This is a genomic window from Marinilactibacillus piezotolerans (genome assembly GCF_900114235.1).
In the GTDB taxonomy this organism is placed as follows: Bacteria; Bacillota; Bacilli; order Lactobacillales; family Carnobacteriaceae_A; genus Marinilactibacillus; species Marinilactibacillus piezotolerans.
On record NZ_FOSJ01000017.1, the window covers coordinates 18574 to 33257 of the forward strand.

Annotated in this window: 16 protein-coding genes, 1 other RNA gene and 2 other annotated features; of the genes, 2 read left to right on the forward strand and 15 right to left on the reverse strand. The window is 35.3% G+C overall.

The features are described from left to right. The first annotated feature begins 10 nt into the window (after positions 1 to 10). Together ssrS and BM212_RS05715 are read left to right on the forward strand one after the other, a co-directional pair. Positions 11 to 201: non-coding RNA, 6S RNA (gene ssrS, locus BM212_RS05710), on the forward strand. 139 nt (positions 202 to 340) lie between these two features. Further along, positions 341 to 802 (forward strand): universal stress protein, encoded by a 462-nt coding sequence (locus BM212_RS05715; RefSeq protein ID WP_091897105.1) that lies wholly within the window; start codon positions 341 to 343, stop codon positions 800 to 802. A 54-nt stretch (positions 803 to 856) separates the two neighbouring features. Here the strand turns inward: BM212_RS05715 and BM212_RS05720 are convergent, their stop codons facing one another. From BM212_RS05720 to tpx, 15 genes are all read right to left on the reverse strand, one after another. After that, positions 857 to 2044 carry an acetate/propionate family kinase gene (locus BM212_RS05720; protein WP_091897108.1) on the reverse strand — a complete coding sequence of 396 codons (1188 nt, stop codon included), beginning with the start codon at positions 2042 to 2044 and terminating at the stop codon, positions 857 to 859. Positions 2045 to 2065: 21 nt separating this feature from the next. Next, on the reverse strand, positions 2066 to 3085 hold the full coding sequence (locus tag BM212_RS05725) for a class I SAM-dependent methyltransferase (protein WP_091897111.1): 1020 nt from the start codon (positions 3083 to 3085) through the stop codon (positions 2066 to 2068). 316 nt (positions 3086 to 3401) lie between these two features. Next, positions 3402 to 3677: a 50S ribosomal protein L27 gene (rpmA, locus tag BM212_RS05730; protein ID WP_269466211.1), complete on the reverse strand. Its 276-nt coding sequence runs from the start codon at positions 3675 to 3677 to the stop codon at positions 3402 to 3404. Between the two features lie 8 nt (positions 3678 to 3685). Next, positions 3686 to 4045 carry a ribosomal-processing cysteine protease Prp gene (locus tag BM212_RS05735; protein ID WP_091897114.1) on the reverse strand — a complete coding sequence of 120 codons (360 nt, stop codon included), beginning with the start codon at positions 4043 to 4045 and terminating at the stop codon, positions 3686 to 3688. A 17-nt stretch (positions 4046 to 4062) separates the two neighbouring features. Next, a complete protein-coding gene (gene rplU, locus BM212_RS05740) occupies positions 4063 to 4374 on the reverse strand; it encodes a 50S ribosomal protein L21 (protein ID WP_091897119.1) in 312 nt (103 codons plus the stop codon). Positions 4375 to 4419: 45 nt separating this feature from the next. After that, positions 4420 to 4495 (reverse strand) — a sequence feature (ribosomal protein L21 leader region). A 55-nt stretch (positions 4496 to 4550) separates the two neighbouring features. Then, positions 4551 to 5339 (reverse strand): septum site-determining protein MinD, encoded by a 789-nt coding sequence (minD, locus tag BM212_RS05745; protein WP_091897122.1) that lies wholly within the window; start codon positions 5337 to 5339, stop codon positions 4551 to 4553. Continuing rightward, positions 5332 to 6021 (reverse strand): septum site-determining protein MinC, encoded by a 690-nt coding sequence (locus BM212_RS05750; RefSeq protein ID WP_177206354.1) that lies wholly within the window; start codon positions 6019 to 6021, stop codon positions 5332 to 5334. Before BM212_RS05750 ends, minD begins: the two co-directional genes overlap by 8 nt. 72 nt (positions 6022 to 6093) lie before the next feature. Next, positions 6094 to 6633 carry a rod shape-determining protein MreD gene (gene mreD / locus BM212_RS05755; protein WP_091897129.1) on the reverse strand — a complete coding sequence of 180 codons (540 nt, stop codon included), beginning with the start codon at positions 6631 to 6633 and terminating at the stop codon, positions 6094 to 6096. Next, complete coding sequence (gene mreC, locus BM212_RS05760; protein WP_091897132.1) at positions 6633 to 7484, reverse strand: rod shape-determining protein MreC; 852 nt, start codon at positions 7482 to 7484, stop codon at positions 6633 to 6635. The genes mreD and mreC overlap by 1 nt, the downstream gene beginning before the upstream one ends. A gap of 170 nt (positions 7485 to 7654) precedes the next feature. Beyond that, positions 7655 to 8665: a rod shape-determining protein gene (locus BM212_RS05765; RefSeq protein WP_072694570.1), complete on the reverse strand. Its 1011-nt coding sequence runs from the start codon at positions 8663 to 8665 to the stop codon at positions 7655 to 7657. A 340-nt stretch (positions 8666 to 9005) separates the two neighbouring features. Continuing rightward, positions 9006 to 9206, reverse strand: a complete 201-nt coding sequence (locus BM212_RS05770) for a cold-shock protein (protein WP_034302391.1) — start codon at positions 9204 to 9206, stop codon at positions 9006 to 9008. A gap of 267 nt (positions 9207 to 9473) precedes the next feature. After that, positions 9474 to 10163, reverse strand: coding sequence for a RadC family protein (gene radC, locus BM212_RS05775; protein ID WP_072694569.1), 690 nt, complete (start codon positions 10161 to 10163; stop codon positions 9474 to 9476). 94 nt (positions 10164 to 10257) lie between these two features. Further along, a complete protein-coding gene (locus BM212_RS05780; protein ID WP_091897136.1) occupies positions 10258 to 10911 on the reverse strand; it encodes an HAD family hydrolase in 654 nt (217 codons plus the stop codon). A gap of 1 nt (position 10912) precedes the next feature. After that, the gene (locus BM212_RS05785; protein WP_091897139.1) at positions 10913 to 13564 is read right to left on the reverse strand and encodes a valine--tRNA ligase; all 2652 of its coding nucleotides are present in this window, start codon (positions 13562 to 13564) and stop codon (positions 10913 to 10915) included. A 265-nt stretch (positions 13565 to 13829) separates the two neighbouring features. Continuing rightward, positions 13830 to 14065 (reverse strand) — a binding site (T-box leader). A 47-nt stretch (positions 14066 to 14112) separates the two neighbouring features. Continuing rightward, positions 14113 to 14616: a thiol peroxidase gene (gene tpx / locus BM212_RS05790; protein ID WP_091897142.1), complete on the reverse strand. Its 504-nt coding sequence runs from the start codon at positions 14614 to 14616 to the stop codon at positions 14113 to 14115. Between the last annotated feature and the right edge of the window lie 68 nt (positions 14617 to 14684).

The following is a 14684-nucleotide window of genomic DNA, read 5'->3' on the forward strand; positions in this document are numbered from 1 at the left end:
TATAAGGATAAGATTTCTGAGGTGTACGCGGTGTCGACTAACTGTGTTGACCGAACATTTTTATTTTTGAATCGGGATTCTAAAAGGAAAATTTATGACATGCCTTATCACTTGGACGTCAGATGTTTTTCTGGTGAAGCCCACCTGCTATTGTGCGGGTTCAACCAAATACGACAATCAACCGGCACCATCGGATTTCTTGTACTTAGATGTTCAAACCACCCTGCTTTCGTAGGGTGGTTTTCTATTTTTTTATTTATATTTATTCCTTATTAGTGTATATTACTAAAGAATTTCTAGTATAATAACAGTAAGAAAACTATTTAAAGGAGTGGAAATTATGTTACAAGAATACAAAAGAATTTTAGTCGCAGTAGATGGCTCCCAAGAAGCGGAGAAGGCTTTTCGAAAAGCTGTTGAAGTAGCTAAACGTAATAATGCATCACTTGTACTTGCTCATGTTATTGACACTCGTGCTTATCAGTCATTTTCTACATTTGATGGCTCGCTCGCTGACAACGCCCGGGAAGAAGCAAAAAATATTTTAGAAGAATATAAGGAATACGCTAAAAAAGAAGGATTATCTGAAGTTGAAGTAGTCTTAGAGTTTGGGTCTCCGAAAGTTATCATAGCTAAACAGATACCTGAATCAGAAAATATTGATTTAATTATGTTGGGAGCTACCGGTTTAAATGCAGTCGAAAGAATATTTGTAGGTTCTGTTTCTGAATACGTCATCCGCCATGCAAGATGTGATGTCATGGTTGTTAGAACAGATTTAAAAAATGAAACAATTAAATAAATAAAAAAAACATTCTCCAAGATTCTGGAGAATGTTTTTTTACGTTCAAATAGCTTATTTAAGTTTTTCTACATCACGAGCAATCATTACTTCTTCATCAGTTGGAACTAATAATACTTTGACTTTAGAATCTTCTTTAGAGATAAAGCGTTCTTTTCCACGTACATTATTCTTCTCAGGATCAAGTTCCGCTCCCAAGAACGTTAGACCGTTTATAATATTTTCACGTGTTTCTACACCATTTTCGCCGATTCCAGCTGTGAAAACTATTGCATCCACACCATTCATAGTAGCTGCATATGAACCAATATATTTTCTTACGCGATCTTCAAAGATACGTAATGCTAAAGCTGCATCTTCATTGGTAGCTTCAGCGTCTTCTAAATCACGCATATCACTAGAAATTCCAGAAAGACCTTTCAGACCTGACTCATTGTTTAGAATATAAACCATATCATTTATATTTTCTATTCCTTCTTTTTCCATCAAGAATGGAAGTAAAGAAGCATCAATATCTCCAGATCGAGTCCCCATTGTTACACCTGCTAATGGTGTGAATCCCATTGAAGTGTCAATTGATTTTCCACCTTCAACAGCTGTAACAGATGCACCATTTCCTAAGTGACACGTAATGATTTTTAAATCTTCAATTGGTTTTCCCAACATATCAGCAGCTCTTTCAGCTACATATTTATGACTAGTCCCATGAGCACCATATTTACGTGCATTATGTTTTGTATAATACTCTTTAGGGATGCTGTACATATAATTTACTTTAGGCATTGTCTGATGGAATGAAGTATCAAAGACAGCTACACTTGTAATGTCTGGCAAAATTTTACGGAATGCTTTTATTCCTGTTGCATTGGCAGGGTTGTGTAATGGTGCAAACTCAGATAAGTCTTCAATTTGCTTAATAACTTCATCATTGACTAGTGCTGAATCATCAAATATCTCTCCACCTGCAACTACGCGATGTCCTACTCCGGTAATCTCATCAAAACTTTCAATGATATTTAGTTCAGTAAGTTGTTTTAATAACATTTCAACTGCTAATTCATGATCATTAATATCCAGTACATCTTCATATTTTTTACCTTCACCATATTTGATTGTGAAAATCGAATCGTTTAATCCAATACGTTCTACGATACCAGAAGCTAGTACTTTTTCTTCAGGCATTTCAAATAATTTCCATTTCAAGCTAGAGCTTCCAGCATTTATTGCGATTGTTTTAGTCATCCAAGTCTCTCCTCTTTGTTTTTAAAATAATTCTTTAAACTGGGTTTGTTTCCATTGATTAATTTCTTTTAGAAATTCCTGCATTGCTGCAATATTTTTGAAATCCGGTGTGGTAGCTAGTAAAACTTCTTTGGCTTGGGTTGTATTTTCACCTTTTTTTTGTACAATCAAGATTGATTTTCTTGATTGTTCTGTTTTGAATATTTCTTTTGGAAGAGTGATCATTCCTTGGAAATGACCAGCTTTTTGAATATAGGTTAATAATGACTTAGCCTCTTCAGTTTCAAAAATATTCGCTGGAACAAGATAAAATCCAAAACCGCCATCTTTAAGATACCTCATTCCTTGTTCAATCATTAAATGATGAGTGTAAGAATGTCCAGAATCAAATGATGTTTCATAGCCGCTGGCTTGTTCGTCAAGGGGATAATAGCCTACAGGCAAATCAGATACGATGCTATCTGCTGGATCAATCAGTAAATTGCTCAAGGCATCTTGATGAGTTAAGTTAACGGTCAAATTTTGTAAAGCAGCACTTACAGCTGCCAGCGATAATAATAAATCATCATTATCAATACCTGATAATTGAATTAATCTATTATCTTTTTTTAAAAAATAATAGATTGTATAAAGCAGGTTCCCTGTTCCTGCAGATAAATCTAATAAATGGTACGTTGTTGTTTTAGGGGGCGCAATGGTCTCAACTATGTATGCCATAAGTGAACCGATTGAATCAGGTGTCATTTGATGGTTTGGTTGTACATAGTCTTCCCGCATTCCTTTTAAAATAGAAAGTTGAATCCCTTGTCTTACTTCGCTAGGAGATATTTCAGAAAGGTCAAGCTGTTCATATATACTTTTCAGTTGAATTTGGGTTTCTCTTGAAGGTTTTCCTTCCATTACCCGAACAGTCTTATTATCTAACAAATTTTCTCCTGTTTCAATCAGTGCTTCCAGGTAGGAAGTTTGTAATTCCTCTTTTAAAACCTGAGAAGATTGATCAAGTGTTTGGTAGACAGTTTCAATTTGATCTGTCGACACCTTTTGCCCACCTTTCTATATCACTCTGCGTCTATATTCAAAAATAACTGATTGTGTATTGGAATCGAGAAAATAGTTTCTACACAATCTGCCTATTTTAAAAAAACACATCGTTTATAAGCTGAAATATTAATCTCTTTAACATACTTATTCTAACTGATTATCATGGTTTTCTCAAGGAATTTAGAAATTCAGAAATATGAAAAAAAGAATCAAGACGGCTTTTATAAAAAATCCGCTTGATTCTTAAAATAATTTCTAATTGTTTTATATCAAATTTGCTAATGAAGATAAAATAATCCTTTATCTTACCATCTTAGTTAGCAACTGGATAAACAGAAACTTGTTTTTTATTTTTACCTTTACGTTCGAAGCGAACAACACCATCCACTTTTGCAAATAAAGTGTCATCTCCGCCTTTTCCAACGTTTTCTCCAGGATAGATTTTAGTACCGCGTTGACGATATAAAATTGAACCACCTGAAACAACTTGGCCATCACCACGTTTAGCGCCTAAACGCTTAGATTGTGAATCACGTCCGTTAGTAGTAGATCCGCCACCTTTTTTATGAGCGAATAACTGTAGATTCATTTTCAACATTAGAATGCACCTCCATTATTATAATTTTTTTGTTTGATTTTTATATAATCAGGGGACTCTTCCTGTACACTTTTGAGTGATAACAATAAACTTTCCAATAAAATCTGTGCAGTATGTGACTGCTTTTCTGACTGACCATCTGGAAGTTTCATAGAGAGATACCCTCCCTCTTCTTCATCGATGATAATAGAAGGCGACAGTCCTGCTATTTCTATTATACTATTTATTGTACCAATACTAAGCGCTGAAACTGCAGCACATACAACATCCTGTCCATAAGGTCCAGACTCTGCATGTCCCGAAATCTCAATAGAAATGATTTCATTATTCTTCAAACGGTCAAACTGCGCTTGAATCATGTAAATCCTTCTTCCACTTATTTAGTTTTGATCGAATTGATCATAACTTTAGTGTATGGTTGACGATGTCCTTGTTTAGAATGAGAGTCTTTTCTACGACGATACTTATACGTAACTACTTTTTTAGCACGTCCTTGTTTTTCAATCGTAGCTTCTACTGAAGCTCCCTCAACTGTTGGAGTTCCAACTACTGCGTTGTCTCCTCCAACAAACAATACTTCTTCAAAAGTAATAGAATCTCCAGCTTCTCCGATTAATTTCTCAACGTAGACGGCTTTCCCTTCTTCTACTTTAATTTGTTTACCACCAGTTTTGATGATTGCATACATGTTTGTTGCACCTCCTTATTTAGTAAAGCATTTCTATATGCTTTCTATTGCACTTAGACTCGCCGTTATGAGTGACTTATTCAGTGCTTCAAAACTCAAAAACGAGCGGTTGTAGCTGTGGTGCCTCACAAATACAACATTAGTATTCTACCAGAACGAATGTGCAACGTCAATCATTATTTGTTGAATAACTTTTGCCAGAAAGATTTTTTTTCTTCTTTCAGAGTCATTAACGGTACTGTTTCTCCAAGAATTCTTCTTGCTATGTTTCTATAACCTTGTGATGAAATATTATCTGGATCTAATGCGACTGGATTACCTTTATTAGATGAGCGAACTACTTCATCATCTTCAAAAACAATACCTAGTAGTTCTACGGATAAATGTCTAGTGATTTCATCGATATCCATGACTTCACCTTTTTGCATCATGCGTTTTCTAATTCTATTGATAACCAGTTTCGGCGAGCCGATCTTAGTCTGTTCAACTAAACCTATAATTCTATCAGCATCTCTGATGGCGGATATTTCAGGTGTTGTGATCAGAATTGCATCATCTGCTGCTGCAATCGAATTTTTAAATCCTTGTTCTATACCAGCTGGGCAATCAATCAGAACATAATCATAGTCTTTGCTTAATTCATCAACCAATTCAATCATCTGCTCTTCGTTTATTACATTCTTATCAGCGTTTTGAGCAGCTGGCAGTAAGAATAATTGATCATTAAATCTTTTATCTTTAATAATTGCCTGATGTAATTTTGCACGACCTTCTATCACGTCTACGATGTCATAAATGATTCTATTTTCTAGTCCTAAGATAACATCCAAGTTCCTTAAACCAATATCCATATCTACTAAACAGATTTTTTTCCCTTGCAGAGCCAATGCTGTTCCAATATTAGCGGTTGAGGTTGTTTTTCCTACTCCGCCTTTCCCTGAAGTTATGACGATGGCTTTACCCATTAATTAATCCTCCTGTAACATTTCCTAATTCCGGTCTCAAATTTTTAATATCACTTAATGGTGATATCCTCAAAATATGTAAATCATCTAGATAAACAACCTCAACTGCAGAAGAACCCTCGCTCACTTTTGCATCTGGCTGTTCAATCACATGAACATGATCTACTATTCGTACTTGGGCATCATAAGAGAAATTCGCTACGACTACTGACTCTTTTTTTCCTTTTGCTCCAGCATGTGCAGTTCCTCTTAGATCACCTAAAATAAAGATGCTTCCTGTTGCTTTAACAATACCACCAGGATGTACGCTGCCTACAAGCAGCAAGTCTCCTTCAGCTTCAATAATCTGCCCACTACGGACTGTGCTGATCTGTAACTTGGGGCTGACTTCGTTATGCCACTTCAATGCACTGTCTATAGTCACTACTTCAGCTTCGATATTTTTTACTTTAAGATGAGATTTTTCTTCAATCAATGTGATTGTTGCATTTTTTTCTTTATCTGTAAATAATTTGTTTCCAGTTTTTATAGTCAATTCGAGAGGTTTATCCGCCGTTGCTTCTTTCTTTAATGGTTCAATCAGCTTAGATATTTCATCTAAGACTGTTTGAAAAGCAGCAGCTTGATCTACCAATAATTGAAATCCATCTTTTGTCCCTTTTAATGTTACAATCTTTTGCAAGCTCTTCACCTCTTTGTTAAAGACTGGAATATGATTACTCTTATTAGTGCAGTCAATTTACAATTGAATTTTTTATTTTTTAAAACTGATCTCATCTTTTTGAACAACACTTTGTGTTATTTTATCAATAGGATAACCGATTATCAATGTAGCCAGTCCATTAAATAAAAGAGTAGCTCCTAGTCTTTCAAGCAAAAATTCTTGAGTAGACATTGATGTAATATTAATTGCCCGGTATACACCAAAAACAAAGAATTCTAGTATGGTTACAACTATAATACTCAAGAGTAAATAGATAATCAAATTAGGCTGAAAAAAATTTCTGAATTGCAGAAGTACATAAACGATCACAGTAAAAATGGCCATATAAATCCCTAAGTATCCAGTGTAATAGCTGTCATAAACAAATCCCATCAATAAAGAAAGAATTATAATATGGCGAAAACTCAAATAAAAAACTAATATCAATAGTACTAACAAGGTTAAGTGCGGGATGATCATCCCGATATTAGTATCAAATGCGCCTTTTAGTTGAGCAGCAAATACACCATCTAATATTAGAGCAATTAAAAGCATGAGTAGCGGGTAGAGGATTTTTTTCCATTGACTCATCACTCTTCCCCGCTTTCAGCTGAACGATCAATTACTGTTACATATCGAATATGTTCAAAGTCAGTTGCTGGTTTTAGATATACTTGTTGCGCAAGTCCGTGATCATCCATTGTAACCTCATCAACTGTTCCGATCACAAGAGACCTAGGAATTGAACCGCCTAATCCAGAAGTAATCACTTGTTCACCTTCCGAAATTTCAGCAGTTGATGTAATTTGGGTCATGATCAATCTATTTGTATCAGTATCATATCCCGTAATTAATCCATTGATCACTTCTTCCGATAGAATTTCTGCCGAAACCTGATTAGAAGATCCCTCAAGGTTAGTTAATAAAACTACTTTAGAGCTAGTAGGATCAGTTTCGCTGATTCTACCAATCAAACCATTTCCAGACATAACAGACATTCCCTTTTCAAGACCGTCCTGTTCACCTCTGTCAATGATAACCTGATCAACCCAAGAATCTGGATTTCTTGAAATAACTGTACCAGAGATAGTTTGAAAATCGGTAAGTGAATCTTTCAACTCTAATTCTTCTTGCATTCTTTCATTTTCATCTCGTAAGACAGCTACTTCAGCTTGTGTTTCATAGATACTGTCAATTTCTTTTTTCAATCGTTGATTTTCTTCAAAAGTATCTTGTAATTTATTGATTGAACCAAATACGTCACTAACTGCATTGACAGGTTTAGAAAAAACTCTACCTGTTACAGCTGTGATATCATTTGTAAATTGCTGAATAAAAGTCACTGAACCAGACTGGCTAAGTGATAAAGACAACAAAGAAACAAAAAGAATCACACTAACTAAAAGGACAATCATTTTTTTATTTGTAAAAAACTGATTCAATAGTCACACCTCTAATATTATAGCTCTGGTTATTCTACCATAATTTAAAGCAAAATCGTAGTGTATTCTAACCGAATACTAAAGCTTTACATAGCCTCTGTAGCGTCTGTTATCAATAAATAAGCGGGAAAGATAACCTCCCCGCCTCTTTATATTATTGAATTTATTAATTATCTACTTTGTTTACGGTAAAGATCCAAATGATTTAATGCTTCTCCAGTACCAATGGCAACACAGTTTAATGGATCATTTGCTACAAAAACAGGAACTTCCGTTTGTTCAGCAATAACTTCACTTAAATGTTTCAGCATTGCTCCTCCACCTGTTAAAACAATTCCTCTATCGATAACATCGGCTGAGATTTCAGGAGATGTATCTTCCAATGTCCCTTTAACAGCTATAACAATACTATCAACAACTTCTTGAATAGCTTCAGCAATATCTACTGCTGAGATTTCTATCGTTTTTGGCAGACCCGTCAATAGATCACGGCCTCTAATATCTGTTGAGCCTAATTCGCGAGCTGCTTCTATTGAAGCACATCCTAATTCCATTTTTACGGATTCAGCTGTTCTATCACCAATTAATAAATTGTATTTATTCCGGATATAATGGATGATTGAAATATCCATTTGGTCTCCAGCCATTTTAATTGTACGGCTGCTGACAATACCACCCAAGGAAATTGTTGCTACATCAGTAGTACCTCCACCAATATCCACTACCATACTACCTGTAGGATCATTAACTGGCAGACCTGCACCAATTGCTGCTGCAAAAGGTTCTTCGATTAGAAAAGCTTCTTTAGCTCCAGCCATTTTTGTTGCATCAATAATTGCTCTTTTTTCAACTTCTGTACCTCCGCCCGGTACACATACCACAACACTTGGTTTTGAAGCTCTTTTGCCGATTCCTTTACTAATAAAATACTCCATCATAGCAATTGTTGTATCATAGTCAGCTATGACACCGTCTTTCATAGGACGAATGGCAACAATACTGCCAGGAGTACGTCCAATCATTTTCTGAGCATCTAATCCGACTGCAACTACTTCACCAGTAGTATTGTCTTTTGCAACCACAGACGGTTCACCTAGTGCTATTCCTTTTCCTTCAACATATACATTTGTGTTAGCTGTGCCTAAATCTATTCCGATTCCTTTATTGTTAAACCAACGCACTTGTTCGTTCCCCTCTCAAAATAAAACATTAAGATCTTTGTTTAACAGTCAGTTATTTTAAATTGCAAAGATTCATTGCTTCATTGTACCTTTTTATCAAAAATTTTTCACTATTAGTTTATGACTTTAATTCTTTTTTTATATATTTGACATTAAACTGATAGAAGATAATGAATTTGTTGTTTTATTCTAACATAGGATACATTGAGTAATCTATAAATATGTATAATGAATTAAAATTTCGAACCTTAATTATTTTAACATTATTAAATATATTTAATAACATTAAAAAACCGAGAGAACGAATATCGCTCTCTCGGCTGAAAATTTTTAAGTTTAATTAAGCTTTTTCTACGTTAGCAGCTTGAGGTCCGCGTGCGCCTTCTTCAATATCAAAAGTTACAGCTTGTCCTTCTTCTAATGATTTGAATCCTTCTTCGTTAATAGCTGAGAAATGTACGAATACATCGTCTGCGCCTTCACGTTCGATAAATCCAAAACCTTTTTCTGCGTTAAACCATTTTACTGTACCATTTTCCATATTACTTTTTCCTCCTCGTGCCATAAGCACATTCTATTTCACATTATTGCTATAGGTAACGAATCGGAATGTTCTTACACATTACTTTTTTCTTTCCCTAACAAAATGCTAAGTAAAGTATAGCATGGGCATTTAAATAAAGCAAGCATTTGGTTGAATCTTTTTCAAAAAAAATAAACTTTTTTTTGAAATTTATAAACTTTTCTCTAACGCTTTTTCACTATAATCAATTCTTTTTTTGCTAATTGATTTTATTATGGATGCTTGCTAAATAATACCGTATTCTTTCAAGCTTACATAACTATTTTCACCAATTATAAAATGATCCAGTAGATCTATACCGATCATTTCTCCCGCTTTTTTCATTCTTTTTGTAAAAGATAAATCTGCTTCAGAAGGTTCAGGATTACCTGAGGGATGATTATGGGCAATGATAATTCGAGCAGCTGCATATTTTACAGCACCCCTATAAATTTCTCTTGGATGTGCTACCGAACTGTTCAGACTTCCTTTAAAGACAACTTCTTTTTTTATTATCTCATTTTTAGTATTTAAATAAAGTGCCATAACATGTTCTTGTTGTAAGCCTCCAAGCTCTTCTTGAAGTAACGTACCTACAAATGAACTGGATGTAACTGTCCCTTCTTTTATCTGCGAAGCTCTTGCAACTCGGTTTCCAAACTCAATCGCCGCTATCATCTCAATTGCCTTTGCGTTTCCAATTCCATCAATACTTACTAATTCTTCTACTGTCACATGTCTCAACATAAACAAATTATCAAATTCGGATAAAACTTTCATACTCAATTGAAGAACATTTTTCTCTTTTGTTCCTGTTCTTAATAAGATAGCAAGTAATTCATGATTTGCTAATGCTTTCGCTCCATATTCTGTTAAACGCTCTCTTGGTCTGGATTGTTCAGGTACATCGGTAAATTTATGTGAAGTAACCTTCATACTGACTTTCCTCCTTTTCAAATAAAAAGAGGGAGCGTTACTCGCTCCCCCTCTTACTTATTAAACTTACAAACTAGTTTTCAAAATAATTAAATTAATTTTCAATGTAATCAACTACTTTGGTTAAGTCCGGTAATATATCTGTTGCTTTTTCTTTAGCTTCTTCATTCGGACTGATTAAGTCAGGAATCATAATAACCGGTATACCAGCAGCATGTGCGGCTCTTACACCATTTAACGAGTCTTCCAATACCAGTGCCTCAGAAGGATCTGCAGTAGTTTTACTTAATGCTTTTAAAAATATTTCTGGATCTGGCTTAGAGTCTCTAACTTCATCTCCACCAACTACTCCAGTAAAATACTTTGATAACCCAGCATTATTCACCAGTTTCTCTACCATATTTCTTTCCGAACTAGAAGCAACGATCATTTCTATATTTTTGCTTTTTAAATATTTTAGTAATTTTTCCAGACCCATTTTTTTTGGTAAAGCTTTTTCCAATAAAGCTTTTTCTATATCGACTTTACTTTGCTTAATAAAACGATCGGCAAGGTGTTCATCAGCTTGTTCCAAACGAATAGCTGCAAAGAAATCTTTATCACTCGCTCCAATGAATCGTTCATAAAAAGGATAATCAAAAGGCATTCCAATTGAGTCGGCTGTGGCTTGATTAGCACGATAATACATTGATTCAGTATCAAACATCAATCCGTCCATATCGAACAAGACTGCTTTTACCTTAGGCATATTATTCTCCTTTTAGCATTTTTAATTTTTCTAACTGATCAGAAACAGAGGAATATCTCTGATGGTACTCCTGCTCTTTATTCCGTTCTTCTTCAACTACTTTTGCTGGAGCATTTTGAACAAATTTCTGGTTAGATAACTTTCCTTCAACTCGTTTAATTTCTTGAGTCCATTTATTTAATTCTTTTTCTAAACGACTGATTTCCTCATCAAAATCAACTAATCCAGCTAATGGCAAGAATATTTCTGCTCCTGTTATTACAGAAGTCTTAACTTCATCCGGTACTATAATCTCTGTATCAATGGTCAAATTCTCCGGATTACAGAACCGTTCAATGAAGCTACGATTATTTATAAGGAATTCTTTTTCTTGCTCAGACTTCGCTTTTACTAATATATCGATTTTTTTAGATAATGGACGATTAACTTCTGCCCTAATTGTTCTGACAGATCGAATTAAATCAATCAGCATATTCATATTATCAATTGCTTCCTGGTCATTAAACGCGCTCTCAGGAGTAGGATATTCAGCAGTAACTAGTGACTTTCCAACGTGTGGCATATTCTCCCAAATTTTTTCTGTAACAAAGGGCATAATCGGATGCAGCAAGCGAAGAGTCTGGTCAAGGACATGAATCAAGATACTTCTAGTTGATTTTTTTTCATCCTCTGAACCATTAAATAAAATTTCTTTGCTCATTTCAATATACCAGTCACAATAATCATCCCAAATAAATTTGTAAAGAGCACGACCCGCTTCACCAAACTCGAATTTCTCAAATAATTCGGTAACTTGTGTAATCGTTTCATTCAATCGAGCCAAGATCCATTTATCTGCAATAGATTTTTTGCCATTTAGGTCAATGTCTTCGGTTGTGAAATCATCTAAATTCATGATTACATAACGACTTGCATTCCAGATCTTGTTGATGAAGTTCCAAGCCGCATCCATTTTTTCATAACTAAACCTTACATCTTGACCAGGTGCTGATCCATTAGACAAGAACCAGCGTAAAGCATCTGTTCCGTATTGATCGATAACTTCCATAGGATCTATACCATTACCAAGAGATTTACTCATTTTTCTTCCTTGTTCATCACGAATCAAACCATGGATCAATACGTGTTTAAATGGTCGCTCATTTGTAAATTCCAGACTTTGAAAAATCATACGACTTACCCAGAAGAATATAATATCATACCCTGTAACTAAAGTACTGGTTGGGAAATAACGCTTAAAGTCTTCTGCTTCAATATCTGGCCAACCCATTGTTGAAAAAGGCCACAAAGCTGAACTGAACCATGTATCTAAAACATCATCATCTTGTGTCCAGTTTTCAATGTCTTCGGGTTCATGTTCACCCACATACACTTCTCCAGTTTCTTTATGATACCAGGCGGGAATACGGTGTCCCCACCATAACTGTCTTGATATTACCCAGTCATGAACGTTATCCATCCAGTTATTAAAAGTTTTTTCAAATCGTTCAGGAACAAAGTTAACTTTGTTCTCTGTTTTCTGATTATTGATAGCTTGCTCAGCTAATGGCTCCATCTTAACGAACCATTGAGTAGAGAGCCTTGGTTCAACTACAACTCCTGTACGTTCAGAATGTCCAACGCTATGAACCATTTCATCCACCTTGATCAGGTATCCCTGTTCTTTTAAATCACTAACGATCCGTTTTCTAGCTTCAAAACGATCCAATCCTGCATAATCACCAGCAAGGTCATTCATTGAACCATCATTGTTCATTACGTTAATCCGTTTTAAGTCATGACGATTTCCTACTTCAAAGTCATTCGGATCATGCGCTGGAGTAATTTTAACGACTCCTGTACCAAATTCCATTTCTACATACTCATCTGCGATGATTGGTAATTCTCTTCCTACTAAAGGAAGCGTCAGTGTTTTTCCAATCAGATGTTGATAACGATCATCTTCTGGATGGACAGCTACTGCTGTATCCCCTAACATTGTTTCAGGACGTGTAGTAGCAATTTCTAACGCACCAGATCCATCCGTTAATGGATATTTCATATGGTAAAATGCACCATTCACGTCTTTATGGTCTACTTCAATATCTGATAAGGCTGTTTGAGCTTTAGGATCCCAGTTTATAATATACTCACCGCGATAAATTAGACCTTTATTGTAAAGGTCTACAAATACTTTATTTACTGCCTTGTTTAATCCTTCATCCAAAGTAAATCTCTCACGGCTATAGTCTACAGATATACCTACTTTTGCCCATTGCTCTCTAATATTTTCAGCATATTCTTCTTTCCATTCCCAAACCTTTTCTAGAAATTTTTCTCTTCCCAAATCATGACGGGAAATTCCTTCTTGGGCAAGTTTTTCTTCTACTTTAGCTTGGGTTGCGATTCCGGCATGGTCCATTCCTGGTAACCATAATGCATCATACCCTTGCATTCGTTTTTGTCGGATAATGATGTCTTGTAAAGTTGTATCCCAAGCATGTCCAAGGTGTAATTTCCCTGTTACATTTGGTGGTGGAATCACAATAGAATAAGGTTCTGCTCTCTTGTCTTCACTTGGTTTAAATAAGTCTTGATCCAGCCACTTTTCATATCGTCCAGCTTCAACTTCTGCAGGCTGGTATTTCGTTGACATTTTTATTTCTTCTGTCATAAAAATCACTCCATTTCGTTTTTTTGGCTTTTATAGATTGGTTTAATGATGAATATCCGCTTTGCTATGTCTAGTACTCTACCTGTAAGCCTGTTTCGCTGTGCTCAAAGGCATAACGGATTCGTAACTCACGAATCCATCAACTCGCTTTGCTTCGAACGGACTTTCGAATCGATACTACGCTCCACTTCGTTACGCCTAGTACTTTGTCCGTAACTCGCTTTGCTTCGAACGGACAAAGCAAAAAGCATCCGTCCTATTATTACAATAGGACGAATGCTTACTCATTCGCGGTACCACCTAAATTGATTGAAGAAAATACTTCTTCAAACCACTTCATAAACGGGGGTAATGACCCGTTACCTCAAACAAAGCTACTGATACTATTCACTCTGTTAGCTCACAAGCTACTTTCTCAATCCAACTCATTAGGGATTTCCACCATACACCCATTCTCTTAAATAAAATTAGAAAGATACTCCTCTTGTTCTCAGCTAAATATTTATTTACATTCTATCAGACTACCCTTTTAAAAGAAAGGCTTTCTTTTATGTCATTTCTGCTTCTTCATGTCTAGCAGCTGCGATTGCTTCTTCATAGTTAGGGTCTTGAGACATTTCCTTGACGACTTCCCTATAAACAATTTGCCCTTCTCGATTCAAAACGAATACTGCACGAGCAGTTTTATCCATTTCTTCAACATAAAGACCATAGGCTTTAGAAAATGAACGATCATTGTCATGTAACAGGTCCATATCGATTTCTTTAGCAGAACACCAGTCTCTTTGTTCTTCTTTTGTATTTGTTGAAATAGATAAAATTCGTGTATTATTTAAAGTCCGCGCCATTTCATTAAATTTCGCCGTTTGTCTAGAACATGTACTTGTATTGATGTCTGGAAAAGTACTGATTAGTACAACTTCACCTTTATAATCTGATAAACTGATTGTTTTTTCGTTCAAATCATTTAAAGAAAAATCAGGAGCTTGTTCTCCTTTGGCAGGTACAGTTGAATTTGTTGTAAGTGGCTTACCTTTCATCATTACATCCATGTTAACACCCTCTCTCTTTCAGTTAGTATCTCCATTTTAACGTTAAGATAAGAAATTGTACAACAAAA

Excerpts from the sequence above, each read along its gene's own strand:
- BM212_RS05715 (WP_091897105.1), top strand. The coding sequence starts at position 341 with ATGTTACAAGAATACAAAAGAATTTTAGTCGCAGTAGATGGCTCCCAA.
- BM212_RS05720 (WP_091897108.1), bottom strand. The coding sequence starts at position 2,044 with ATGACTAAAACAATCGCAATAAATGCTGGAAGCTCTAGCTTGAAATGG.
- rpmA (WP_269466211.1), bottom strand. The coding sequence starts at position 3,677 with ATGAATCTACAGTTATTCGCTCATAAAAAAGGTGGCGGATCTACTACT.
- BM212_RS05735 (WP_091897114.1), bottom strand. The coding sequence starts at position 4,045 with ATGATTCAAGCGCAGTTTGACCGTTTGAAGAATAATGAAATCATTTCT.
- rplU (WP_091897119.1), bottom strand. The coding sequence starts at position 4,374 with ATGTATGCAATCATCAAAACTGGTGGTAAACAAATTAAAGTAGAAGAA.
- minD (WP_091897122.1), bottom strand. The coding sequence starts at position 5,339 with ATGGGTAAAGCCATCGTCATAACTTCAGGGAAAGGCGGAGTAGGAAAA.
- mreD (WP_091897129.1), bottom strand. The coding sequence starts at position 6,633 with ATGAGTCAATGGAAAAAAATCCTCTACCCGCTACTCATGCTTTTAATT.
- BM212_RS05770 (WP_034302391.1), bottom strand. The coding sequence starts at position 9,206 with ATGGAAAATGGTACAGTAAAATGGTTTAACGCAGAAAAAGGTTTTGGA.
- radC (WP_072694569.1), bottom strand. The coding sequence starts at position 10,163 with ATGAAGGTTACTTCACATAAATTTACCGATGTACCTGAACAATCCAGA.
- BM212_RS05780 (WP_091897136.1), bottom strand. The coding sequence starts at position 10,911 with ATGCCTAAGGTAAAAGCAGTCTTGTTCGATATGGACGGATTGATGTTT.
- BM212_RS05785 (WP_091897139.1), bottom strand. The coding sequence starts at position 13,564 with ATGACAGAAGAAATAAAAATGTCAACGAAATACCAGCCTGCAGAAGTT.
- tpx (WP_091897142.1), bottom strand. The coding sequence starts at position 14,616 with ATGGATGTAATGATGAAAGGTAAGCCACTTACAACAAATTCAACTGTA.